The following is a 22,913-nucleotide window of genomic DNA, read 5'->3' on the forward strand; positions in this document are numbered from 1 at the left end:
CAGACGGCCCCCTCGCGCTCCAGCAGCGCCTTGGCGGCCGCTTTCTCGGCCTCCTGGCGGGACTTGCCCTTGGCGATGGCGGGGTCGACGCCGACCACCGTGGCCTCGACCGTGAACACCGGCGCGTGATCCGGGCCCGTGCGGTCCAGGACGCGATAGGTGGGCAGCGGACGGCCCTTGCCCTGCGCCCACTCCTGCAGCGCGGTCTTGGGGTCGCGCGGACGGCCCTCGCCGGCGCGCTCGAATTCGTCGGCCCACAGATCCAGGAACACGGCGCGGGCCGCGCCCAGGCCGGCGTCCTGATAGAGCGCGGCCATCAGCGCCTCGGTGGCGCCGGCCAGGATCGAGTCGGTCTCGCGGCCGCCGATCTTGCTGGACGAGGCCGACAGGCGCAGGGCCGGCCCCAGCTGCGCCTTGCGCGCCACGCGGGCGCAGGTTTCCCGGCTGACCAGGGCGTTGAGACGTGGCGCCAGCTCGCCTTCCTTGGCCTTGGGATAGCGCAGGGCCAGGGCCTCGGCGGCCAGCAGGCCCAGCACGCGGTCGCCGATGAACTCCAGGACCTCGTTGTCGCGGACCTTCTTGGCCCCGTCCCCGACGCTGGCGTGCGTCAGGGCGCGCTCCAGAAGTTCGCGGTCCTCGAAGCTGTGGCCGATGCGGCGCTCCAGGTCGCCGACGGCGGCGGCCCGTCTATCCATTGGCTTGCAGGCTCCGGCTGATCACTTCAGCACGTGGAAGAAGCGGCTGGGCCGCGCGTTCAGGAACCAGGTCCACGGCTTGAACAGGCTGGCCTCGGCGTTCCACGACAGGAGGATGATCTGGGCGCGGCCGACCAGGTTCTCGGCGGGCACGAAGCCGACCCCGACCTCGTCGCCGATATACTGATCCAGCTCGTAGTTCCACTTGCAGGCGCTGTCCTTGAACGGCGAGACGCCCGGATCGAAGCGGCTGTCGGCCGAGTTGTCGCGGTTGTCGCCCATGAAGAAGTAGCAGCCGGCCGGCACGGTATAGACACCGGTATTGTCGCCGCGGCTGTCGGGGCCGAAGTCCTGGGTGGCGTATTGGCGGCCTTCCGGATTGGTCTCCTCGAAGCGCTGGACTTGCTGGGTGAAGCCATAGCCGGTGTCGACCAGGGCCGGCGCCAGGGGCTTTTGCGGCAGGGCCTTGCCGTTGATGAACACCTGGCCGCCGCGCACCTGGACCTTGTCGCCGGGCATCCCGATCAGACGCTTGATATAGTCGGTGCGGTTGTCGCGCGGCAGCTTGAAGACGATGATGTCGCCCCGCGTCGGGGCGCGGCCGAAGATGCGGCCCTTGATGATCGGCGGGCTGAACGGGATCGAGTGCTTGCTCCAGCCGTAGCTGAACTTGGACACGATGATGTAGTCGCCCTGATAGAGGTTGGGCTCCATTGACGCCGATGGGATCGTGAAGGGCTGGAACAGCAGGACCCGCAGCACCAGGGCGATGCCCAGGGCGTAGGCGACGGTCTTGATGATCTCGATGAACTCGGCGACCGCGCCCTTCTCTTCAGGCGGCGAGGTCTGGTCGGCGGCGTCGGTCATAAGGGCGCGGAGCTCTTCGAAAAGGGGTGTCCGGCGAACCGGTTTGGCTTTGCTAGACGGGCTTGGCCCAGGGGGCAAGTGGGCCGGTCAAGCGCGGCGCGTTAGCTTGGCCTTGAGGCGAATGTTGGACCTCACGCCTTCGGCAGGGCTTCGATGATCACGAAGGCCTGGGCGTAGGGATGGTCGTCGGTCAGCGAAAGGTGGATCACCGCCTCCATGCCTTCCGGGGTCATGGCCTTCAGGCGCTCCAGCGCCCCGCCGGTCAGGGCCAGGGTCGGCTTGCCCGACGGCAGGTTGACCACGCCCATGCCGGCCAGATGCACGCCGCGCTTCAGGCCCGTGCCCAAGGCCTTGGAGCAGGCCTCCTTGGCGGCGAAGCGCTTGGCGTAGCTGGAGGCGCGGTCGGGCTTGCGCTCGGACCGGGACCGCTCGATCTCGGTGAACACCTTGTGCGTGAACCGATCGCCGAAGCGTTCGAGGGACTTCTCGATCCGGCGGATGTCGCACAGGTCCGAGCCGATCCCGATGATCACGCGGCGGCCTCGGCTTCGAGGCGGGCGGCGTCCATGAGCGCCCGCATCCGCTGGATGGCCTGCGGCAGGCCCACGAAGATCGCCTCGCCGATCAGGAAGTGGCCGATGTTCAGCTCGGCCACCTGGGGAATGGCGGCGATCGGCTTGACCGTCGCGTAGTCGATGCCGTGACCCGCGTGGACCTCCAGGCCCAGCTCGCCGGCCAGGGCCGCGCCGGCCTTCAGACGTTCCAGGATGGCTTCGGCGCGCTGGGTCTCGCCCGCGCGGGCGGCGTCGCAATAGGCGCCGGTGTGCAGCTCGATGACCTGGGCGCCGGCGGCGGCCGAGGCGCGGATCTGGGCGGGGTCGGGCTCGATGAACAGCGACACCCGGGCCCCAACCGTCCGCAGTCGCGCGGTGGCGGCGGCGATGCGGTCCTGGCCCTTGACGACGTCGAGGCCGCCCTCGGTGGTGACCTCCTCGCGGCGCTCGGGCACCAGGCAGGCGGCGTGCGGCTTGGCGCCAAGGGCGATGCCGACCATCTCGTCGGTCACCGCCATCTCGAAGTTCAGCGGCTTGCCGCGCTTGTGGCAAAGGTCGGTCAGGACGGCGATGTCGGCGTCGCTGATGTGCCGGCGATCCTCGCGCAGGTGGGCGGTGATGCCGTCGGCGCCGGCGGCCAGGGCCAGTTCGGCGGCCCGGACCGGCTCGGGATAGGAAGAACCGCGCGCGTTCCGGATCGTCGCCACGTGGTCGATATTGACGCCCAGACGCAGCATGGCGGTCAGCCCTTCAGCCGGCGGGAACCCGGGTCCTCGATCGGGATCGCCGCCAGCTCCGGCGGCAGGGCGTCGGCGGGATAGGCCGGCACTTCCAGGCTGGCCAGGGCCACCAGCGGCACGCCGACATCGGCCTTGCCGCCCGAGCGGTCGACGATGCAGGCCGCCGCCACGACGTCGCCGCCGGCGTCCTTGATCGCCTGGATGCACTCGCGCGACGACAGGCCCGTGGTGACGATGTCCTCGACCATCACGACCTTCTGGCCGGGCTCCAGGTGGAAGCCGCGCCGGAACTTGAACGCCCCGCCCTCGCGCTCGACATAGATCGACGGCACGTTCAGGTGGCGGGCGGTCTCGTAGCCGGGGATGATCCCGCCGACGGCCGGCGAGACGGCGACGTCGACCGCGCCCACCGTGGCGAGGATCTTCTCCGCCAGGGCCTTGCACAGCCGCTCGCAGCGCTCGGGCCGCATGAACACCAGGTTCTTCTGCAGGAAGACCGGGCTGTGCAGGCCGGAGGACAGCACGAAGTGGCCTTCGCGCAGGGCGCCGGCGGCGCGGAATTCGTCGAGGACGTCGTCGTTGGTCATGAAGGCTGGATATAGAGCACGCGGGCGAGTCTACAAACGCCGGCTTGCCCATAAGGGGCGTTTCGGGCTCTACCCGACCCCATGACCGAAGACGTTCAACGCCCCCGCGTCGGCTGCGGCGCGGCCATCCTCGACGACCAGGGCCGGCTCCTGCTGGTCAAGCGGGTCAAGAGCCCCGAGGCCGACCACTGGGGCGTGCCCGGCGGCAAGCTCGACTGGGGCGAGGCCGCGCGAACCTGCGCCGAGCGCGAGATCCACGAGGAACTCGGGATCACCATCCAGGCCGGCCGCGTGCTGGCGGTCACCGACATGGTGGCCAAGAATTACCACTGGGTGGCCATCACCTACGCGGCCGAAAGCCGGGCGGGCGAGCCGGCGATCCAGGAAGCCCACGCCCTGCACGAATGGGGCTGGTTTCCCCTGGACGCCCTGCCGGAACCCCTGACGGCGGCGACAATCGACGCGGTGGCGGTTTTGAGGGCTCACACCGGAATCCCTCTCTCTTAGAGAGAGGGAGGGACCCGCCGCGAAGCGGTGGGAGGGTGAGTGGTTACGGAGCCCGCTCTGAAATTCCGAGTCTTGAAGCTGGCTTTTCTTCGACGCCTTATCCGGAGGGGTTTTATCCTCTCACCCTCCCACGCCTTTGGCGTGGGCCCCTCCCTCTCTCCACGAGAGAGGGATTCCGGTGCGCGCCGCTGACTTCCCCTACCCCCGCGTCCGGTCCACCGTCTCGACCGACGGGCACGCCCGCAGCGCCGCCTGGATGTTGGTCAGGTGCTTGGCGTCGCGGACCTCGACATCGATGTCGGTGTCGAAGAAGTCGCTCTGGCGGTGGTGCATCCGCAGATTGACGATATTGCCGCCAGCCTCGCCGATGATCGTGCAGACCAGGCCCAGCACGCCCGGAGCGTTCTGGATCGTGGCGTGCAGGCGGGTCAGCGAGATGGTCGAGCGCTCGGCCTCGGGCGTCCAGTTGAGGTCGCGCCACAGCTCCTCGCGATCCTCGTATTCGGCCAGGCGCGGGCAGTCGATGGTGTGGACGTCCAAGCCCTCGCCGTCCTCGCGCAGGATGCCGACGATGCGGTCGCCCGGCACCGGGCTGCAGCAGTGGGCGAAATGCAGCGACACGCCCGGCGTCAGCCCGCCGCCGCGCACATAGAGCGTGGCGTTCTTGCCGCCCTCGATCTTGCGACGGGCGGTGGCGGCCTCGCGCTCGGAGTCCTTCATGCCCGGATAGGCCGTCTCCAGCACCTGGCTGGGCGAGACCCGGCCGCGACCGACGGCGTCGAACAGCGCGTCGTCGTTCTCGAGCGCGAACCGCTCCAGGATCGGCCGCAGCGACACGTCCTTCAGCTTCTTGCCGGCGCGTTCGAACACCTGCTCCAGCGAGGCCCGGCCCAGGCGCAGGAACTCTTCCTTCTCGGTCTGGCGGATGTGACGCCGAATGGCGGACCTCGCCCGGCCCGTCACGGTCAGCGAGCGCCAGTCGGGCGGCACCACCGGCTTGGAGCCGCGCACCACCTCGACCACGTCGCCATTGACCAGTGGCGTGCGCAGCGGCTTCAGCTCGCCATTGATCTTCACGCCAATGCAGGTGTCGCCGACGCTGGTGTGGACCGCGTAGGCGAAGTCCAGCGGCATGGCCCCGCGCGGCAGGCTGACCAGCTTGCCCTTGGGCGTGAAGACGAACACCTGGTCGAGGAACATCTCGAGCTTGGCGTGCTCGACCAGTTCCTCGCTGTCGCCGCCGTGCTCCAGCACCTGGACCAGCTGGCGCAGGTTGGCCAGCGGATCGCGGCCGCCGGCGGCCTCCATGCCCTCCAGATCCAGGCCGTAGGAGGCGTCCTTGTAGCGGAAGTGGGCGGCGACGCCCTCTTCGTTGACGCGGTCCATGGCCTCGGTGCGGATCTGCATCTCGATCCGCATCCCGCGCGGCCCCACCACCGTGGTGTGCAGCGAGCGGTAGTTGTTGCGCTTTGGCGTCGAGATGTAGTCCTTGAAGCGGTCCGGCACGCTGGACCAGGCGCGGTGCACGACGCCCAGCGCGCGGTAGCAGTCTTCCTCGCTGTCGACGATCACGCGGAACGCATAGATGTCGGACATCTGCGAGAAGCCGATCGACTTGCGCTGCAGCTTGCGCCAGATCGAATAGGGCGACTTCTCGCGGCCGAAGACGCGGGCCGGCAGGGCGGAGGATTCCAGCCGCGCAGCGATCTCCTGGCTGACCAGGGCCACCGCCCCGCCCTGCTCTTCCCGCAGCGCGTCGAGGCGCCGGATGATCGCGTCCCGGGCCACCGGATTGGTGTGCTGGAAGCTGAGCTCCTCCAGCTCCACGCAGATGCGATGACAGCCGATGTTGCGGGCCAGCGGCGCGTAGATGTCGCGGGTTTCGCGGGCGATGCGCTCGCGCTTGGCCTGGTTCTTGATGAAGTGCAGCGTCCGCATGTTGTGCAGACGGTCGGCCAGCTTCACCAACAGGACGCGGACGTCCTTGGAGATGGCCAGGATGAATTTGCGCAGGTTTTCGGCCTGCCGCATGTGCTCGGCCTGCAGCTCGAGCTTGGAAAGCTTGGTGACGCCCTCGACCAGCTCGGCGATCTCCTCGCCGAACAGCTTGGCGATCTCGTCCTTGGTGACCGGGGTATCCTCGATCACGTCGTGCAGCAAGGCCGTGACGATGGTCGCGGTGTCGAGGCGGTACTCGGTCAGGATGCCGGCCACCTCGATCGGGTGGGCGTAGTAGGGATCGCCGCTGGCCCGGGTCTGCGAGCCGTGCATCCGCATGGCGTAGACATAGGCGCGGTTGAGCAGCGCCTCGTCGGCCGTCGGGTCATAGGCCAGGACCCGGTCGATCAGTTCGTATTGGCGAAGGAACTTCGGGCGCGGCTTGGGCGCCTCGGCCGCGGCGGGCGCCACGGACGACGACGCGCCCGATTCGGAATCGGGCGCGCGTTCGGATGGAGCGGTGGTGGAGGTCGCCGCTTCGAGGGTCAGAGGGTCTGCGCCTTCGGGGCTCAGTACCGCTCCTCCTGACCGCCGTCGCGGTCGCTCTGCAGGGCGCGGACCAGTTCCAGCTCGCTCATCTGCATGTGGCTGGGATCGGCCAGCAGGGCCAGGGTTTCGGCCTCTTCCTCGGCCTCGGTGTGTTCATCGACGCGTTGCAGCGTGGTGATGAGGTGCTCCTTGAGACCCTCGTGATCGATCACGTCGTCGGCGATCTCGCGCAGGGCGACGACCGGGTTCTTGTCGTTGTCGCGGTCGACCATCAGCGCGGCGCCGGCGGAGATGCCGCGGGCGCGGTGAGCCGAGAGCAGGACGAGCGCGAAGCGGTTCGGAACCTTCTCGACGCAATCTTCGACGGTGACGCGGGCCATGAGTTCCTCGGGCTGCCGATGAGCAATCGCAAAATAGGCTTCCGTGCGGCGACACGCAACGCCGCGCACGAACGTCCTGACTTTCGCGAGGGGGCGCTTATGCCGCGTTCGCGAGTCAATGTCTAGGGCGTAGCGAGCGCCCCCTCCGGCTCGCCGCCTATCGGCGCCGATCCACCTCCCCCGCGAGCGAGGGAGGAGAAGAACATCTTCCTCACCCGTGAAACGGGGGAGGTGGCGTGAGGCGGAGCCTCGTGACGGAGGGGGCGCTGAAAAGCCCCTACCAGACCTTCACGCGCTTCTCCGGCGGCAGGTACATCGCGTCGCCCGGCTTCACGCCGAACGCCGCGTACCAGTCATCCAGGTTCCGGACCGTGAAGGCGCGGTATTGGGCCGGGGCGTGGCCGTCGGTGATCAGCTGCTGGCGCAGGGCGGCGGGACGGGAATAGTCCATCCAGCTCTGGGCGAAGGCCAGGAAGAAGCGCTGGTCGCCGGTCATGCCGTCGATCACCGGCGCCGGCTTGCCGCCCAGCGAGGCGTGATAGGCGTCCAGCGCCGCGTTCAGGCCGGCGACGTCGGCGATGTTCTCGCTGAGCGTCTGCTTGCCGTTCACCGCCAGGTCCGGGAACGGCTTATAGCTGTCGAACTGGTCGGCCAGGGCCTTGCCGGCCTTCTGGAAATGCTCGAAGTCGGACGGCGTCCACCAGTTGCGCAACCGCCCCTGGCTGTCGAACTGCGCGCCCTGGTCGTCGAAGCTGTGGCTGATCTCGTGGCCGATCGTGGCGCCGGTCGCGCCGTAGTTGGCGGCCATGTCGTTCTTCAGGTCGAAATTCGGCGGGGCCAGGATGGCGGCCGGGAAGTTCAGGGCGTTGAGGATCGGCAGGTTCACGGCGTTGACGGTCTGGGGCGTCATCACCCACTCGCCGCGATCGGTCGGCTGGCCCAGCTTGGCCAGGGCCTGGGCGTAGTCGAACGCCTCGTAGCGCGCGAGATTGCCCACGGCGTCGCCGCGCAGGACCTTGTAGGCCGCGTAGTCGCGCCAGTGGTCAGGATAGCCGACGCCGACCTTCAGCACCGCCACCTTCTTGCGGGCCTCGGCCTTGGTGGCCGGATCCATCCAGTCCAGGCCGTCGATGCGCTTCTCGAAGGCGGCCTTCATGCTGTCGACCATGGCCGTGACCGCGGCCTTGGCCTCCGGCGAGAAGTACTTTTCGGCGTAGAGCTTGCCGACCGCCTCGCCCAGCACGGCGTTGGTGGAGTTCACCGCGCGCTTCCAGCGCGGCGAAAGTTGCGGCGTGCCTTGCAGCGCGTGGCCGTAGAAAGCGAAACGCTCATCGACGAAGGCCTTGGGCAGAACGTTGCTGTAGTGCTCGATCAGGTGGAAGGTCAGGTAGTCCTTCCAGGTCGCCAGCGGGACCTCGTTCACCGCCTTGCCCAGGCCCACGACCATGGTCGGATGCCAGACGATGAAGCGCGGCTGGGTGTTCAGCTTGGCGGCCGTGAAGAAAGCGTTCCAGTCCAGGCCCGGGGCCTTTTTGGCGAAGTCGGCCGGGGTCCAGCTGTTGTTGGCCTTCTGAACGTCGACGCTGTCCTCCCGCGTGCCCGAGGCCTGGGCCAGCCGGGTCTCCAGCGCCACGATCGCCTTGGCCTTGGCCTTGGCGTTGGCCACGCCGCCCAGGGTCAGCACCTTCTCGACGTGGGCCAGGTACTTGGTCCGCGCCTCGACCATGGCGGCCTTGTCGGAGACGTAGTACTCGCGGTCGGGCATCCCCAGGCCGCCCTGTAGCAGGAACGGCGCGTACTTGCTGGTGTCGTCGAAGGCCGGCGAAACCCACAGGCCCAGGACGTTGTCGGTATAGAAGTCGGTGGCGTTCAGCGCGTCTACGTCGGCGCGGATGTTGCCGCCCAGCACGGCGGCCAGCTGGGTCTTGTCCTTGATCGCGGCGATGCGGGCCAGGCCGGGCTTCAGCGGCGCGATCCCCTTCGCCTTGATGGCCTTCTCGTCCATATAGGTGGCGTAGTAGTCGCCGACCTTCTTGCCGTCGCCCGCCCCGCCCTTGGCGGCGGCCTGGATCAGATCGACGGTGCGCTTGTTGGCCTCGTCGACCATCACCGCGCCGATGCCATAGCCACTGCGATCGGCCGGGATCGGGTGGGCCTTGATCCAGGTGTTGTTCGCGTAGGTCCAGAAGTCGTCGCCCGGCTTCACCGTCTTGTCGATCGAGGTGAGGTCGATACCGCTCTTGTCGCCGGCGAAGGCGGCGGGCGCGGCGGCCGTCAGCGCCAGGACGGCGGCGCAGGCGAGCAGGGAACGGGTCAGGCTCATGGGATCAAAGTTCCTCGTCACGCCCTCCTATTGGGGCGATCGGCTCAAGAAAGGGCCGGACTATGGGCGGAGCTTGCCGTCGGCGAACATTAAGCTTTGGTAATGGAGCGCGCGTCGCGACCGATCGGTGCCGAGGCGGCCAGACGAAGGGCGGTATCGCCGACGACCGGATGCACCCAGGCCGGGGCCAGTTCGGCCAACGGCCCCATGACGAACAGGCGCTCGTGGGCGCGCGGATGGGGCGTCACCAGCGCGCCGTTCAAAACGGTCCGGCCGTGAGCGATCAGATCCAGATCGAGCGTTCGCGGCGCGTTCGCCTCTCCCCTCGCCCGCCCGAACCGCGCCTCGATCGCGTGCAGCGCCGCCAGGGTCCGGACCGGCGAAAGGTCCGTGGCGACGATCGCCACGCCGTTCAGATAGTCCGGGCCGGTGGGATCGGGCCAGGCCGCCGACGTCCACCAGGAGGAACGCGCCGTCACCTCCAGGCCAAACTCCGGAAAGGTCTCCAGGGCCGCTTCCAACAAGCGCTCGCGACTCGTATAGGGTCCGGGCAGATTGCCGCCGAGCGCCACGATCACGGCCTCGTCCAAGTCATTTCGAGCGACGATATTTTTCAAGGGATTACCGCGTGACCTTCTACCCGACCGACCGCCTGGCGCTGTTCATCGACGGCGCCAACCTCTACTCCGCCGCCCGCGCCCTGGGCTTCGACATCGACTACCGCAAGCTGCTCGACGAGTTCAAAAAGCGCGGCGTCCTGATCAGGGCCTACTACTACACCGCCATCGCCGAGAACGACGACTACTCGCCGATCCGCCCGCTGGTCGACTGGCTGGACTACAACGGCTTCACCCTGGTGACCAAGCCGGCGCGCGAGTTCACCGACAGCCAGGGCCGCAAGCGCTGGCGCGGCGACATGGACATCGAGATCGCCGTCGACATGCTGCAGATGGCCGAAGCCGCCGATCACCTGGTGCTGTTCTCCGGCGACGGCGACTTCCGCGCCCTGGTCGAGGCGGTCCAGCGCAAGGGCCGCCGCGTCACTGTGGTCTCGACGATGAAGAGCCAGCCGCCGATGACCAGCGACGACCTGCGCCGCCAAGCCGACAACTTCGTCGACCTCGCCGACCTGGGCCAGATCATCGGCCGTCCGCAGCGCGTTCAACCGCGTCAGGTCGCCGACAGCCGCACCCCGGCCGAGCGCGACGCGGACGACGAGTACTAAAGCATGGCGCAAGCCTCCAACATCGCCGGCGAGGCCGTCCCAAACCCCGCCGAGCCGCCGCGCGACTGTCCGCTGTGCCCGCGCCTGGTGGCCTATCGCCGCGAGAACCAGGCGCTCTATCCGGACTATTTCAACGGGCCGGCGCCGTCGTTCGGCGATAAGGACGCGCGGCTGCTGGTCGTAGGTCTGGCGCCCGGACGCAAGGGAGCCAACCGCACCGGCCGACCGTTCACCGGCGACTATGCCGGGACCCTGCTCTACGAAACCCTGATCAAGTACGGCTTCGCCACCGGCCGGTTCGAGGCGCGTCCCGATGACAGCCTGCGACTGGTCGGCGCGGCCGTGACCAACGCCGTCCGCTGCGCCCCGCCCGGCAACAAGCCCGAGACCTCGGAAGAGAACACCTGCCGCCCGTTCCTGAAGGCGCGGCTTGAGATGTTCCCGAACCTGAAGGCCATCGTCACCCTGGGCGACGTCTCGCGGCGTAACGTGCTGAAAACGCTGGGCCTGAAGGCCTCGGCGGGGATTCCGGGCCATGGCTCGGAATTCCAGGCCGGCCCCTACCGGATCTTCAACAGCTACCATTGCTCGCGTCTGAACACGAACACGGGCCGCCTGACGACGCCGATGTTCGAGGCCCTGTTCGAGCGGGTGAAAGCCTATCTCGACGAGACGGTTTAGGCTCGACTGGTCAGACCGTGCGTCCTGGTGCGCACCCGCGCCAGGATGTGATTGGATGTCAGATAGAGCATCCGGCCGTCGTCGCCGAACGCGCAGTTAGCCACCGTCCCGCCGGTCTCGATGACGCCGAGCAACTCGGCGCTCGGGGTCAGGATCATCAGGCCGCCAGGTCCGGACGCGAACAGACGTCCGTCGACATCCACCTTCATGCCGTCGGGCAGGCCCGGCCCGCCGGCCTTCACGAGCTCGGCGGCGTCGAAGAACACTTCAGAGGCGTTGGGCAAGCCGTCGAAGCCCAGGTCGTAGGCCATGATCACCGGCCGGTTGGGATCCGACACCGAGACGTACAGCCGCTTGCCGTCGGGCGACAAGGCGATCCCGTTCGGGAAGGTCAGGGTGTCGTCGACCAGCATGACCCGGCCGTCGGGCCGCAGCAGATAGACGCCGTTGAAGGCCATCTCCTTGGCGGGCGAGGCGTCCTGGCCCTCCAGGCCGTAGGGCGGATCGGTGAAATAGATCGCGCCGCGCAGCGGACCGTCGCGCATCTCCACCAGGTCGTTGGGGCTGTTGAACTTCTTGCCGCCATAGGCGCTGGCCAGAACCGTCTTGCGCTTGGTCAGCGGGTCGACCTTGGCCAGGCCGCGATTGCCGCAGTCGGCGATCACCAAGTCGCCGGAAACGGTGACGATCGCGCCGTTCGAGCCGGCTTCGCGGAAGATCCGGGTGGGCGGGCCGTCATAGCCCGACGGCTTCAGGAAGACCTCTTTCCCGCCCTTGGCGCTCCAGCGGTACATCGTGTTGCCGGGGACGTCGGAAAACAGCAGATAGCCGCCCTCCCGGACCCAGGTCGGCCCCTCGGCCCAGGTGATCCCGTCGGCCAGCTGTTCGATCACCGCGTCGGGCGGAATGATCCCGTCCAGCTTAGGCGACAGACGACGGACGCGACCGATCGCCGGATAGACCGGCGCGTCGGCCTGGGCGAACGCCTGTCGGCCGATCAGGGCCGCGCCGGCCCCTACCACGGCGCCCAAGGCGGCTCGGCGTGTCGTCATGGCGGTCTCCAGTTCCGATGAAGCGCCCCACAGACCATGACAACGATGTCATGGCAACGCGGGTTAGACTAAAGTCGCACGCGGGGCACCGCGTCCAGCCAGCGGGCATAGGCCGCCTCGCGCGCATGGGTGTCCAGGGCCGGCGAAAGGGTGTCGGCGGCCGGACTGACCTCGGCCGCCTCTTCGAGGGACCCGTAAAGGCCCGCCCCGACCCCGGCGAACAAGGCAGCGCCCAGGGCGGTGATCTCCTGATAGCGGGCCCGGCGCACCGGCAGACCGGTGAGATCGGCGAGGCGCTGGGAGAACCACGCGCTCTGGGACATGCCGCCATCGATGCGAAGCTGCGCGGCGTCGCCGAACGCCGAGGGTGCGTCGGCGCGCATCGCCTCGATCAGGTCGCGGCTTTGCAGAGCGCAGCTGTCGAAGGTGGCCGCGGCGATCTCGGGCAGGCCGGCGTCGCGGGTCAGGCCGAAGATTCCGCCCCGCGCCTCGGCGTCCCACCAGGGCGCGCCCAGTCCGGTGAAGGCGGGCACCACGACGACGGCGTGGTCGGGCTTGGCCGCGCGCGCCAAGGCCTCGGCCGCCCGGGGCCCGCCCGTGACGCCCAAGCCCTCGCCCAACCACTGGATCGCCGCCCCGGCCACGAAGATCGAGCCTTCCAGGGCGTAGGTCGTCTTGCCGCCGACCCGCGCCGCCACGGTCGTCAGAAGCCGGGCGCGCGAGACGCATCGCGCCTCGCCGGTGTTGATCAGCATGAAGCAGCCCGTGCCATAGGTCGCCTTCATCTGTCCGGGCGCGATACAGCCCTGCCCCATCAGCGCCGCCTGCTGATCGCCCGCCACGCCCCGAATGGGCGTCTCGCGTCCCAGGACCTGCGTTTGGGTCGCGCCATAGTCGTCGACGCAGTCCAGCACCTTGGGCAGCAAGCTCGCCGGCACATCGAACAGGTCCAGCATCTCTGGCGACCAGTCCTGGGCGTCGATGTCGAACAGCAGGGTGCGAGAGGCGTTGGTCGCGTCGGTGGCGTGAACGCGTCCGCCGGTCAGCCTCCAGATGACCCACGTATCCATGGTGCCGGCCAGCAGCTCGCCCGCCTCGGCCCGAGCCCTCGCGCCAGGAACCTTGTCCAGGATCCAGGCGATCTTGGTTCCCGAGAAATAGGGATCCAGCAACAGCCCCGTCACCTCCGTGACCCGGGGCTCGTGGCCTTCGGCCTTCAGCCGGGCGCAGACCTCGGCGGTGCGACGGTCCTGCCAGACAATCGCCGGATGGATCGGACGGCCGGTGGCCTTGTCCCAGATCACCACCGTTTCGCGCTGGTTGGTGACCCCGATCGCCGCGACATCGGCCGCGCGGCCCGAGGCCTCGGTCGCCTCTCGCAGCACGGCCACGCAGGCGGCATGGATCTCCTCGGCGTCGTGCTCGACCCAGCCGTCGCGCGGATAGCTCTGGCGCAGCGGCCGCGAGGCCTCGGCCAGCGGCTGGCCGGCGCGGTCGAACAGAATGGCCCGGGTGCTGGTCGTGCCCTGGTCGAGGGCCAGGATCAGGTCTTGCGCCATCTTTAAGCGTCCTCCGCAGAAACTTTCGACGTCTCGCCGCGGCCGGCGGCGGCGTCCTGGTCCCGTTTAAGCATGTTTTCATTTGAGCGCGGCAAGCTCATCCTCGTCGGGTCTTCGGGATTCGAGGAGGCGCGCCATCCAAGCCGTCGAGATCGCATCGCTCATGACGCTGGCTCGCAGCCGCGAGCCGGGCGATCGTGAACGCCTGTTGACGGGCATCATCGACCTTTGCGAGGCCAACCAGGCCAGCGGCCAGCCGGCTCACCCCGATATCCAGGCCCTGCTGAACTCCATCTTCATGACCCTGGTGGTCGAGGCCGAGCGCGACATCCGTCGCCGTCTTTCGGAACGCCTGGCCGACGCGGGTTGGGCGCCGCCGGCCTTGGTCAACATCATGGCGTTGGACGAGATCGAGATCGCCCGGCCGATCATCGCCCGCTGCTCGGTCCTGCAGGATCATGACCTGATCCGCCTGCTGGTGCAGGCCACGCTGGAGCACCAGATCGAAATCGCCCGGCGGCCCAAGCTGCCGGCGCCGGTGGTCGAGGCGATCATCAGCCGCGACGAGCCGGCGGTGCTGACCGCCCTGGCCTCGAACGAGACCGCCGACATTTCGCCCGACGCCATGCGCCGGCTGGTGGGCCGGGCGCGCGAGGTCGTCGCCCTGCGCTCGCCCCTGGCCAAACATCCCCGCCTTTCCAGTGATCTGGCGGAACAGCTTTATGTGCTGGTCGGCCGGGCGCTGCGCGACGCCCTCACCGGGCGGTTCCATCTCGACCCCGAAAAGATGCAGGCCGCGCTCGACGACGCGCTGCGCGCCGCCCATCGCGGCGAGGCCGACGGCGAGGCCGGCCCCGCCGATCCGGACGAGGATCGCGAGGAGATGGAGCGCCTGCTGATCGAGAAACTCGACTCGGCGGGTCAGCTGCGTCCAGGGTACCTCTTGCGCGTGCTGCGCGAGGGGCGACTGCAGCTCTTCGTCATGGCCCTGGCGCGGCTTGGCCGCTTCGAACCCGCCCAGATTCGACGCGCCATCGATGGCGGACGCCCCGAACTGCTGGCCCTCGCCTGCTCGGCCGTGGCCATCGATCGCAGCGTCTTCCCGACCATCCTGGAGCATGTCCGCCAGCTGAACGGCGGCCGTCCGGGCGGCGGCGACGAGGGCCTGCGCCGCGCCGCCAGCGCCTTTGGTCCCTTCACGCCGGACATCGCCGGCATGGCGTTCCGCCAGGCCGTCGGACAGGCCTAATCAAGCTTTGACAAGGGCGGCGGCTTCCCGCCTCTTGGCGCCATGTACCAGCCGCAACCGTTCGTGACCCGTCTGGCCTTCAAGTCCAGCGACCGCCCCGAGGCTATCGAGGCGAAGGACCGGCTAGCCGCCCGCTACGGAGACGTGGGCGAGGAGAACGCCCAGGTCATCGTCGCCCTGGGCGGCGACGGTTTCATGCTGGAAACCCTGCACGAGGCGATCGCCAGCCAGACGCCGATCTACGGCATGAACCGGGGCTCGGTCGGCTTTCTGATGAACGAGTATTCGGAGGACGATCTTCTGGAGCGGATCAACGCCGCCGAACGCGCGGTGATCCATCCGCTGGCCATGGTGGCGATCGATTCGCGGCGAACCCAGCATCGGGCCCTGGCGATCAACGAGGTCTCGCTGCTGCGCCAGACCCGCCAGACCGCCAAGCTGCGCATCTCGATCGACGGCAAGGTGCGAATGGGCGAGTTGGTCTGCGACGGCGCCCTGCTGGCCACCCCGGCCGGCTCGACCGCCTACAACCTGTCGGCCCACGGGCCGATCATCCCGATCGACGGACAGGTTCTGGCGCTGACCCCCATCAGCGCCTTTCGCCCTCGCCGCTGGCGCGGCGCGCTGTTGCCGCAGTCGGCGCGCGTGACTTTCGAGGTGCTCGAGGCCGACAAGCGTCCGGTCAGCGCCGTGGCCGACAATTTCGAGGTCCGCGACGTCCTGGAGGTCCACATTTCCGAGGATCGCGGCACGTCGTTGTCGATGCTTTTCGACGCCGGCCGCAGCCTCGAAGAGCGGGTTCTAGCCGAACAATTCTCGGCCTGATGAAGACTTCCGGCGAGGCATGAGGCGTTAGGTCGCGGCAAGATCCCAGTCTCATTCAATATTAACGCCTGCTATGTTAGCCGTTACCCGACGATCCGCCGCTGGGGAGGCGCCCGTGACGAACAAGACGGCTGAAGTGATTCAGGTGCCGAATACGCTGAGACTGAAGGTCGGAGGGCGCGGCGGCATCGACATGGCCGCGGTCGCCAAGGCCGAGGCCGCTCTGAAGAGCCTCTCGGGCAACTTCGCCCAATGGCTCAACGACGAGATCGTGAAGCTGGACGCCGCGCGTCAGGCCGTTCGCGTCGAGGGCATGACCGCCCAGACGGTCGAGAGTCTGTATCTGCGCGCCCACGACCTGAAGGGCCTGGGCGCCACCTACGAGTTTCCGCTGATCACGCGACTGGCCGCCTCGCTCTGCAAGCTGATCGACGACCCGGCCACCCGCCTGAACGCCCCGATGTTCCTGGTGGACGCCCATATCGACGCGATCAAGGCCTGCGTCCGCGACGGCATCAAGGTCGACACCCACCCGGTGGGCAAGGCGCTGGTCACCGAGCTCGAGGCCCGCGTGGCGCAATATCTGGGATCGGCGACGGCCTGACCTCAGAGCGTGATAGCCGAAAGTGTAAGCGGTTTCGGCGGTTATCACGCTCTAAATGTTTGATTTAGAGCCTTATTTGTCCGCTCGAATGATTCCATTCGAGCGGATAAGACTCTAGGTCAGGCCCAGCAGCCCCCTCAGGTACGGGTTCAGCATCCGGCCTTCCGGGTCCAGGTCCTGGCGCACGGCCAGAAAATCCTTCCAGCGCGGATAGATCGCCGCCAGCTGCGACCCGTTCAGGCTGTGCAGCTTACCCCAGTGCGGCCGACCGTCGTAGCGGCGGAAGATCGGCTCGATCAGCTCATAGAGAAAGCTGAAATCGTCACGATAATAGGCGTGGACGGCCACCGAGCCGCGCGGTCCGCCCTGGAACGGCGACAGCCAGGCGTCGTCCGGCGCGATGCGGCGAGTCTCGATCGGGAAGAAGACGTCGGGCCGCTCCTTCTCGATCACCCGCACGACCTCGGCCAGCGCCTTCAGCTGGTTCTCGACGGGCAGATGGAACTCCATTTCGTTGAAGCGCACCGGTCGTTCGGTCGACAGCAGCTTCCAGCCCTCGTCGACGGCGGTCTCGGGCTGGGCCGTCGACAACAGCGCCCGCCCGGCGGCCTTCCGCAGAGGCGTGGCGAACCCCAGCAGATTACGCAGCGCCCGCAGCGCTCGCAGCACCTCCGCGTCCTGGTCGGGGCCGCGCGGCTGGACCGGATCGTCGGTCTCGTCGTGGCTGATATTGGCGGCCAGACCCGTGAAGGGCACGGCGTAAAACTCGAAATTGCGATGCTGGGCCCAACGCGCCTCGGCCTGGGCCAAGGCCTCCTCGAACGGCTCCAGCCAGACCCTGCGGCGCAGGCGGCGGTTGGCGCTGGTCTTGATCCTCACCTGGGTGATCACCCCCAGCGTCCCCAGCGAGACCCGGGCGGCCTGGAAGATCTCGGGGTTTCTGGCGGCGTCGGCGTCGATCACCTGACCCGAGGGCGCGACCAGTCGCAGGGCCGTGACGTCGCCATGGATCGCGCGGATCGCGGCGCCGGTTCCGTGGGTGCCCGTGCCCAGAGCGCCGCCCAGCGACTGCTTGTTGATGTCGGGCAGGTTCGGAAGCGCCCGCCCCTTCTCGGCCAGCATCGGCCCCAAGGCGCCCAGGCGCGTGCCCGCGCGCACGATCGCCTCGTCGCCCTCCCAGCCGACGACGCCGGACAGAGCGTCCAGCGAGACCAGGGTCCCGTCGGTCGGGGCCAGAGCGGTGAACGAATGCCCCGCCCCCACGGGCCGGATCGGCGCCTGGGCGGCCTTAAGGGCCGAGGCCAGCTCGGCGTCGTCCTTGGGCGCCAGACGAGCGGCGGGATAGGCCTTCTGGATGCCCGACCAGTTGCGCCAGAGCAGCCGGCCGCGCGCATCGACGGACGGCGGCGCGGGCGGCTCGGGCTTGTCCCCGGTGGCGATCGCATACCCAGCGCCGCCGGCCGCCACGACGGCGCCCACGCCGCCGCCGATCAGAGCTCCGCGCCTGGAGATCATGTCGCCCGCCCTATTTCGCGGGATCTTCACGCCCCGCCATGAAGCGTATCAGAGCCTTGAAATCGTCCGGCGCGCAAGCCGCGCACTGGCCGCCGGCCGGCATGGCGTTGAAGCCCTGGATGGCGTGGTCCAGCAGCACGGCCTCGCCGCGCTTGTAGCGTCCATCCCAGGCGGCGCGGTCGTGGACCAGCGGCGCTCCCGTCCCGGCCACGGCATGGCAGGCGTGGCACGAGGTCTCGTAGAGCCCCGCCAGACGCGCGTCGGCCGGCCGCAGCGCCAGCGCTTCCGCCGGCGTCGGCGGCGGAGCGGCCTTGGGCCCGCAGGCGGAGAGAACCAGGGCGAACGCGGCCGGAACGATCGCCCGACGCATCATTCGATCCCCGACAGGCGCTTGGCGGCCGTGACGGTATTGGCCAGCAGGCAGGCGATGGTCATCGGCCCGACCCCGCCCGGCACCGGCGTGATCGCGCCGGCCACTTCGCGCACCTCGTCGAAGGCGACATCGCCGACCAGCCGGGTCTTGCCCGCCGCCGCGGCTTCCGGATCGCGGGCCGGGAAGCGGGTGATGCCGACATCGATGATCACGGCCCCCGGCTTGATCCAATCGGCCTTGACCATCTCGGCCCGACCGACGGCGGCCACGACGATATCGGCCCGGCGCACGATCGACGGCAGGTCCTGGCTGCGCGAGTGGGCGATGGTCACCGTGCAGTCGGCGGCCAGCAGCATCTGGGCCATCGGCTTGCCCATCAGGTTCGAGCGGCCGATCACCACGGCGTTCTTGCCCTTCAGATCGCCGACCACGTCCTTCAGCAGCATCATGCAGCCCAGCGGCGTGCAGGGCGTCAGGGCCGGAAGGCCGCTGGCCAGGCGCCCGGCGTTGGTCACGGTGAGGCCATCGACGTCCTTGTCGGGCGACAGGGCCGCCACGACGTCCATCTGGTTGATGTGCGCCGGCACGGGAAACTGGACCAGCACGCCATGGATCTTGGGATCCGCGTTCAGCTTGGCCACCACCTCCAGCAGCGCCTCTTGGGTCGTCTCGGCCGGCAAGCGGTGGGTCTCGGAATACATGCCGGCGGCCTCGGTCTGCTCGCCCTTGTTGCGCACATAGACCTGGCTGGCGGGGTCCTCGCCGACCAGCACCACGGCCAGGCCGGGCGTCAGGCCGTGCTGGGCCTTCAGCTGCGCCACCTCCGCGGCGACCTTCGCCCGCAGGTCGGCCGCGAAGGCCTTGCCGTCGATCAGTTTGCCCAGGGCCATCGGAGTTCTCCTGCTCGGCCCGTCCCTAACGGCTGACGGAAAGACTCGCAACGCTCGACCACCTTGCCGTCCGCCCCGGCAAACGGCATAAGCGCTGACCTCGGGTCATCGACCCGCCCAAAGGCCGGCTTAGCACAGCGGTAGTGCAGCGGTTTTGTAAACCGAAGGTCGGGGGTTCGATCCCCTCAGCCGGCACCACTTTACTTCAGGCGAGCGCGATGACCGCCACCCTCTTCATCGACGCCGACGCCTGCCCCGTGAAGGACGAGGCCTACAAGGTCGCCGCCCGCCATGGCTTCAAGACCTTCGTGGTGTCCAACAGCTGGATCCGCGTGCCCCAAACGCCCGTGATCGAGCAGATCGTGGTCGACGCCGGGCCGGACGTCGCCGACGACTGGATCGCCGAGCGTGTCGGCCCCGGCGACGTGGTGGTGACCAACGACATCCCCCTGGCCGACCGCGTGCTGAAGGCCGGCGGCGCGGCCGTGGCGCCGAACGGTCGCGTCTTCACGCACGACATGATCGGCTCGGCCCTGGCCTCGCGCTCGATCGGCGAGCACCTGCGCTCGATGGGCGAGGTCACCAAGGGCCCCGCCGCCTTCGCCAACGCCGATCGCTCGCGGTTCCTGCAGGCCCTGGATCAGCTGGTGGTCAAGGCCAAACGGGTCGTCGCCAAATGACCCTGGAGATCACCAGCTGGCTGCGCGTCGACGAGGACGAGCTGGTCTGGAAGGCCACCCGCGCCTCGGGTCCCGGCGGACAGCACGTCAAGACAGTTGAGCCTAAATCGCGGGAGGTGTCGAAATGATCGAAATCACCTCGTGGCTGCGGATCGAAGATGACGAGATTATCGAGCGCGCGGCCCGCGCCAGCGGTCCCGGTGGTCAGCACGTCAACAAAACGAGCAATGCCATCGAGCTAAGGTTTGACGTGCGCAACTCGCCAAACCTGCCCGATGATGTGAAGGCCCGGCTGGAGACACTGGCGGGGAGCCGATTGACCCAAGACGGCGTCTTGGTCCTTTTCGCCCAAGGTAGCCGGTCGCAGGAGATGAACCGTCAGGACGCCCGTGAACGGCTGGTCGAGTTGATCCGCCGGGCGACCGAAAAGCCCAAGGCCCGACGCCCCACAAAGCCGACCTACAGCAGCAAGCTGAAGCGCTTAGAGGGGAAGTCAAAGCGGGCGGGCGTGAAATCCATGCGCGGCAAGGTCCGCAGTGACGACTAGCGCTCGCGCGCTATTGCAACCGGCATGATCGTCAGTTCGATCATCAGCGGCGGCGCGTGGTTTTTCTCGACGTTTTTCGGGAAGGGCTGAAGCCCTTGTGACTCTCGAAATACCAATCATTTTTGTCATTGGAAATCGGCCCTAAAAGCCATCAATTATCTTCGACAAATTCCAGTACGGAATAACCGCCATTGGAAATTTAACACCAACTTGAAAAGTCACACTCGTGTTGAATTGAAAATATGTGAGGAATAAAACCGCATATAAATTTGCAGAAGGAAGCCGCTGAACCCGATTGTCCAGTGGAAGTTCGAGGATTCCGGTCCGAAATGCGCCGAATACTGCTATCGCGCCCTTGTACAGGGTAAAGCGGTGCCCTAGATGTCGGATGACAGGCAACAACGCCCGTCGTCACGATCGAAAGGACCCCACCGCGATGAAAATCGCTTTCAACTTCAGCCTGAAAATGGAAACGGGCGGACCCGCTCAAGCCGGACCCGCCCGCGTTCTTGTGGGCTTCATGGGGTGTCTGACCACCCTGCTGCCCTTGATCCACCTGTTTAAGTAAGGACCATAAGCCCGGTCGGCGCTGCTACGTCGGCCGGGCAATTTCCATATAGGGTTTAATTCCTGAAATTCCAGAAATAAGAATTTCTCCGATCAGCGGATTTGAATTCCTTCAGCACCGCGCCGGTAAGCGGCAGAGCCGGGCTCCCTCTCCCGCCCGAGCGAGACGGCATAGGAAAGGCAGCAAACCCGTTCGAAACCTCGCCCCCCTAAACCGTCTCCGGCGGCGCGGGCGTGGAAAACGCGATGACGTCCTGCTTCCAGTCGGGCTCGACGATTAGGCCCGCCAGCATCTTCTGCAGATAGCCGGTCATGGCCGCCTGTTCTTCCGTCGTCAGCTTGCCGCAGATGTCGCGGTTCAGCGGGCGAATCTCGGAGCGGATGCGTTCCAGCAGGGCGCGGCCCGCCTCGGTCAGGCGGATGACCACGATGCGGCGATCGTGGGGCGCGTTGGCGCGGACCACGAGGCCGTCGGCGATCAGGCTGTCGATCGAACGGGTCAGGGTGGTGCGATCGGTGGCCGCCAGCTTGGACAATCGCGTCATCGACAGATCGCCGAACCGACGCAGCGAAATCATCGCCACCCACTTGGCGAAGGTCAGTCCGTGGCGGGCCAGGAGGTCGGCCGCCATCGCCCGGCGATGCTGTTCGGTCTGATAAAGCAGGTAGCTCAGATAACTCGGCAGCGGCAGCGCGTGGTCCTGGACCACCTCGGCGCGCTCATCCTCCTGAACCATAATCGTTTCCGCCCCCAAAAACGGGGCTTTGTGTCTCATAAGGTTAACGGCCGCGCAATCGACGGGGGTAGATCGAAAAAGAAAAACCCCGCGAAAGGCTTCGCGGGGTCATTATTTGCAATCTATGAGAGAAATTCGCGTTTCAGGCGTCGGTCGCCGCGCGGTTACGATTGCGCCCCCTGGTCAACCAGTCGTCGGGATAGGTCTCGCGCACCGTGATCGACTTGAACTGGGTGACCGGAATGCTGGCGTGGTCGCCGGGGTTGAGATCGCGCGACACCGAGTGGCCGGCGAACTCCTCGACGATGGTGATCACTTGGCTGCTGCCGGCGGCGTTCTCGATCAGGACCATGGTCATGGATTTGCTCGACGATCTTAAGAAAAGTGATGAGGCTTTCGAAGGCGGCGACGGGTCAGATCTGGTTTGGCCGGACGCGCTCCTTCAGGCCCTTCAAGGCCCAGGCCTCGACCGCCTGGCCGCCCGACAGCCGACGGAAGGCGCCGGCGGTATGCTGTTCGCAATAGGAGCCCCGCGCGGTCAGCTTGGGACGACCGCAGAACCCGAAATCGTCGCCCTCCGGGTTGCCGATCGGCCAGCGGCACGAATGAACGTCGAGGTCCAGGATGCCCGAGGTCGGCAGCAGGTCTTCCTCGGTGCGCGCAAGACGCGGAGCGACGCGCGGCGCGGCGGTCGTCTCGCGCGCCGGACGACGCATCTGGAGGCGCGAAGGGGCGCGAACGGCGGTCGTCGCTCGCTGTCGGGCGGGAACCTCGCGAACGGTGATGCCCAGACGGTGCACCTTGCCGATCACCGCGCTGCGGCTGACGCCGCCCAGTTGGCGCGCCACCTGGCTCGCGCTCAGGCCTTCCAGCCACAGCTTCTTCAGGGTGGCGGTGCGCTCTTCGCTCCAGTCCATGGTCTTGTTTCCCAACCCATCCGGAACCAGCCCGTTCCGTGACAAAAGGGGTAGGATTTATGGTTAATTCCCGTCAAACGGTTATGTGCGGACCCACGGTTTGCAACTCCACTTTTTGGCAGAAGAATCACGTAGATACCGGCAATTGTCGCAGGGCCACGCTTGAGCGCGTCCTGACGATCATTGTTCCGTGACAAGGTCGCGGGCCAGATTTTATAAGGGTTTGGAATGTGTCGCGCCGTCGCAGGACCTGCGACCAAACGTCAGCCGGGAACGATCATGCGTATGTTGAAACTGGCCGCCGCCGCGGCCCTGTGCCTGGCCGCCTCGGCCTGCTCGAAGGATGGCGGAA

The 22,913-nt window shown here is 67.6% G+C and carries 26 protein-coding genes, 1 tRNA gene and 1 pseudogene; 11 read left to right on the forward strand and 17 right to left on the reverse strand.

Going from position 1 to position 22,913, the window contains the following annotated elements; genetic code table 11:
• The 5 genes from rnc to pyrE all read right to left on the reverse strand — a co-directional run.
• The coding region (gene rnc / locus FCU40_RS16435) for a ribonuclease III (protein ID WP_168076346.1) at nt 1-695 on the reverse strand (695 nt) is incomplete at its 3' end.
• 21 nt (nt 696-716) lie between these two features.
• Nucleotides 717-1,562 (reverse strand): signal peptidase I, encoded by an 846-nt coding sequence (lepB, locus tag FCU40_RS16440; protein WP_004619624.1) that lies wholly within the window; start codon nt 1,560-1,562, stop codon nt 717-719.
• 131 nt (nt 1,563-1,693) lie between these two features.
• Nucleotides 1,694-2,095: a holo-ACP synthase gene (gene acpS, locus FCU40_RS16445; protein ID WP_004619625.1), complete on the reverse strand. Its 402-nt coding sequence runs from the start codon at nt 2,093-2,095 to the stop codon at nt 1,694-1,696.
• The gene (locus FCU40_RS16450; protein ID WP_004619626.1) at nt 2,092-2,853 is read right to left on the reverse strand and encodes a pyridoxine 5'-phosphate synthase; all 762 of its coding nucleotides are present in this window, start codon (nt 2,851-2,853) and stop codon (nt 2,092-2,094) included. The genes acpS and FCU40_RS16450 overlap by 4 nt, the downstream gene beginning before the upstream one ends.
• Before the next feature lie 5 nt (nt 2,854-2,858).
• Nucleotides 2,859-3,443 carry an orotate phosphoribosyltransferase gene (gene pyrE / locus FCU40_RS16455; protein WP_004619627.1) on the reverse strand — a complete coding sequence of 195 codons (585 nt, stop codon included), beginning with the start codon at nt 3,441-3,443 and terminating at the stop codon, nt 2,859-2,861.
• Nucleotides 3,444-3,524: 81 nt separating this feature from the next.
• On the opposite strand from pyrE, the gene FCU40_RS16460 reads away from it, so the two are divergent.
• The gene (locus tag FCU40_RS16460; protein WP_168076348.1) at nt 3,525-3,950 is read left to right on the forward strand and encodes an NUDIX domain-containing protein; all 426 of its coding nucleotides are present in this window, start codon (nt 3,525-3,527) and stop codon (nt 3,948-3,950) included.
• A gap of 198 nt (nt 3,951-4,148) precedes the next feature.
• Here FCU40_RS16460 and FCU40_RS16465 read toward each other — a convergent pair whose 3' ends face one another.
• The 4 genes from FCU40_RS16465 to folK form a co-directional block, all read right to left on the reverse strand.
• The gene (locus FCU40_RS16465) at nt 4,149-6,359 is read right to left on the reverse strand and encodes a bifunctional (p)ppGpp synthetase/guanosine-3',5'-bis(diphosphate) 3'-pyrophosphohydrolase (protein WP_168076350.1); all 2,211 of its coding nucleotides are present in this window, start codon (nt 6,357-6,359) and stop codon (nt 4,149-4,151) included.
• Nucleotides 6,360-6,457: 98 nt separating this feature from the next.
• Nucleotides 6,458-6,817, reverse strand: a complete 360-nt coding sequence (rpoZ, locus tag FCU40_RS16470; RefSeq protein ID WP_004619634.1) for a DNA-directed RNA polymerase subunit omega — start codon at nt 6,815-6,817, stop codon at nt 6,458-6,460.
• A 277-nt stretch (nt 6,818-7,094) separates the two neighbouring features.
• Entirely contained in the window at nt 7,095-9,140 is a 2,046-nt protein-coding gene (locus FCU40_RS16475; RefSeq protein ID WP_168076352.1) for a M13 family metallopeptidase, read from the reverse strand.
• An 89-nt stretch (nt 9,141-9,229) separates the two neighbouring features.
• Nucleotides 9,230-9,718 (reverse strand): 2-amino-4-hydroxy-6-hydroxymethyldihydropteridine diphosphokinase, encoded by a 489-nt coding sequence (gene folK / locus FCU40_RS16480; protein WP_168076378.1) that lies wholly within the window; start codon nt 9,716-9,718, stop codon nt 9,230-9,232.
• A 50-nt stretch (nt 9,719-9,768) separates the two neighbouring features.
• Between folK and FCU40_RS16485 the strand changes: the two genes are divergently transcribed.
• The gene (locus FCU40_RS16485) at nt 9,769-10,365 is read left to right on the forward strand and encodes an NYN domain-containing protein (RefSeq protein WP_168076354.1); all 597 of its coding nucleotides are present in this window, start codon (nt 9,769-9,771) and stop codon (nt 10,363-10,365) included.
• 3 nt (nt 10,366-10,368) lie between these two features.
• Nucleotides 10,369-11,046 (forward strand): uracil-DNA glycosylase, encoded by a 678-nt coding sequence (locus FCU40_RS16490; RefSeq protein WP_168076356.1) that lies wholly within the window; start codon nt 10,369-10,371, stop codon nt 11,044-11,046.
• Here the strand turns inward: FCU40_RS16490 and FCU40_RS16495 are convergent.
• Both FCU40_RS16495 and glpK read right to left on the reverse strand, forming a co-directional pair.
• The gene (locus tag FCU40_RS16495) at nt 11,043-12,098 is read right to left on the reverse strand and encodes an SMP-30/gluconolactonase/LRE family protein (RefSeq protein ID WP_168076358.1); all 1,056 of its coding nucleotides are present in this window, start codon (nt 12,096-12,098) and stop codon (nt 11,043-11,045) included. The two genes, FCU40_RS16490 and FCU40_RS16495, sit on opposite strands and share 4 nt — an antisense overlap.
• Nucleotides 12,099-12,166: 68 nt before the next feature.
• Nucleotides 12,167-13,657 carry a glycerol kinase GlpK gene (glpK, locus tag FCU40_RS16500; RefSeq protein WP_168076360.1) on the reverse strand — a complete coding sequence of 497 codons (1,491 nt, stop codon included), beginning with the start codon at nt 13,655-13,657 and terminating at the stop codon, nt 12,167-12,169.
• 163 nt (nt 13,658-13,820) lie between these two features.
• Between glpK and FCU40_RS16505 the strand changes: the two genes are divergently transcribed.
• From FCU40_RS16505 to FCU40_RS16515, 3 genes are all read left to right on the forward strand, one after another.
• Complete coding sequence (locus FCU40_RS16505) at nt 13,821-14,906, forward strand: DUF2336 domain-containing protein (RefSeq protein ID WP_004619647.1); 1,086 nt, start codon at nt 13,821-13,823, stop codon at nt 14,904-14,906.
• 42 nt (nt 14,907-14,948) lie between these two features.
• On the forward strand, nt 14,949-15,731 hold the full coding sequence (locus FCU40_RS16510; RefSeq protein ID WP_004619649.1) for an NAD kinase: 783 nt from the start codon (nt 14,949-14,951) through the stop codon (nt 15,729-15,731).
• A 115-nt stretch (nt 15,732-15,846) separates the two neighbouring features.
• Nucleotides 15,847-16,335 (forward strand): Hpt domain-containing protein, encoded by a 489-nt coding sequence (locus FCU40_RS16515; protein WP_168076362.1) that lies wholly within the window; start codon nt 15,847-15,849, stop codon nt 16,333-16,335.
• A gap of 114 nt (nt 16,336-16,449) precedes the next feature.
• Here FCU40_RS16515 and FCU40_RS16520 read toward each other — a convergent pair whose 3' ends face one another.
• Genes FCU40_RS16520 through folD form a run of 3 tightly spaced genes read right to left on the reverse strand, consistent with a single transcriptional unit; the run spans nt 16,450 to nt 19,113 of the window.
• Nucleotides 16,450-17,850, reverse strand: a complete 1,401-nt coding sequence (locus FCU40_RS16520) for a D-arabinono-1,4-lactone oxidase (RefSeq protein ID WP_168076364.1) — start codon at nt 17,848-17,850, stop codon at nt 16,450-16,452.
• Nucleotides 17,851-17,860: 10 nt separating this feature from the next.
• Nucleotides 17,861-18,220 (reverse strand): c-type cytochrome, encoded by a 360-nt coding sequence (locus FCU40_RS16525; RefSeq protein WP_168076366.1) that lies wholly within the window; start codon nt 18,218-18,220, stop codon nt 17,861-17,863.
• Entirely contained in the window at nt 18,220-19,113 is an 894-nt protein-coding gene (gene folD / locus FCU40_RS16530; protein ID WP_168076368.1) for a bifunctional methylenetetrahydrofolate dehydrogenase/methenyltetrahydrofolate cyclohydrolase FolD, read from the reverse strand. Before folD ends, FCU40_RS16525 begins: the two co-directional genes overlap by 1 nt.
• A gap of 123 nt (nt 19,114-19,236) precedes the next feature.
• On the opposite strand from folD, the gene FCU40_RS16535 reads away from it, so the two are divergent.
• The 5 genes and pseudogenes from FCU40_RS16535 (at nt 19,237) to FCU40_RS16555 (ending at nt 20,908) form a co-directional block, all read left to right on the forward strand.
• Nucleotides 19,237-19,311, forward strand: a tRNA-Thr gene (locus tag FCU40_RS16535).
• A gap of 20 nt (nt 19,312-19,331) precedes the next feature.
• Nucleotides 19,332-19,793, forward strand: a complete 462-nt coding sequence (locus tag FCU40_RS16540; protein ID WP_168076370.1) for a YaiI/YqxD family protein — start codon at nt 19,332-19,334, stop codon at nt 19,791-19,793.
• Nucleotides 19,790-19,882 (forward strand): annotated as a pseudogene (locus tag FCU40_RS16545) (aminoacyl-tRNA hydrolase); the annotation flags it as partial. The gene FCU40_RS16540 and the pseudogene FCU40_RS16545, both read left to right, overlap by 4 nt.
• 35 nt (nt 19,883-19,917) lie before the next feature.
• On the forward strand, nt 19,918-20,340 hold the full coding sequence (arfB, locus tag FCU40_RS16550) for an alternative ribosome rescue aminoacyl-tRNA hydrolase ArfB (protein ID WP_168076372.1): 423 nt from the start codon (nt 19,918-19,920) through the stop codon (nt 20,338-20,340).
• A 388-nt stretch (nt 20,341-20,728) separates the two neighbouring features.
• Complete coding sequence (locus tag FCU40_RS16555) at nt 20,729-20,908, forward strand: hypothetical protein (protein ID WP_168076374.1); 180 nt, start codon at nt 20,729-20,731, stop codon at nt 20,906-20,908.
• 208 nt (nt 20,909-21,116) lie between these two features.
• Here the strand turns inward: FCU40_RS16555 and FCU40_RS16560 are convergent, their stop codons facing one another.
• The 3 genes from FCU40_RS16560 to FCU40_RS16570 form a co-directional block, all read right to left on the reverse strand.
• The gene (locus tag FCU40_RS16560; RefSeq protein ID WP_168076376.1) at nt 21,117-21,644 is read right to left on the reverse strand and encodes a MarR family transcriptional regulator; all 528 of its coding nucleotides are present in this window, start codon (nt 21,642-21,644) and stop codon (nt 21,117-21,119) included.
• A 142-nt stretch (nt 21,645-21,786) separates the two neighbouring features.
• The gene (locus FCU40_RS16565; protein ID WP_004619664.1) at nt 21,787-22,002 is read right to left on the reverse strand and encodes a hypothetical protein; all 216 of its coding nucleotides are present in this window, start codon (nt 22,000-22,002) and stop codon (nt 21,787-21,789) included.
• A 55-nt stretch (nt 22,003-22,057) separates the two neighbouring features.
• A complete protein-coding gene (locus FCU40_RS16570) occupies nt 22,058-22,561 on the reverse strand; it encodes a GcrA family cell cycle regulator (protein WP_004619666.1) in 504 nt (167 codons plus the stop codon).
• Nucleotides 22,562-22,913 lie beyond the last annotated feature (352 nt).

Source organism: Caulobacter sp. SSI4214 (assembly GCF_012184455.1).
Taxonomy (GTDB): domain Bacteria; phylum Pseudomonadota; class Alphaproteobacteria; order Caulobacterales; family Caulobacteraceae; genus Caulobacter; species Caulobacter vibrioides_E.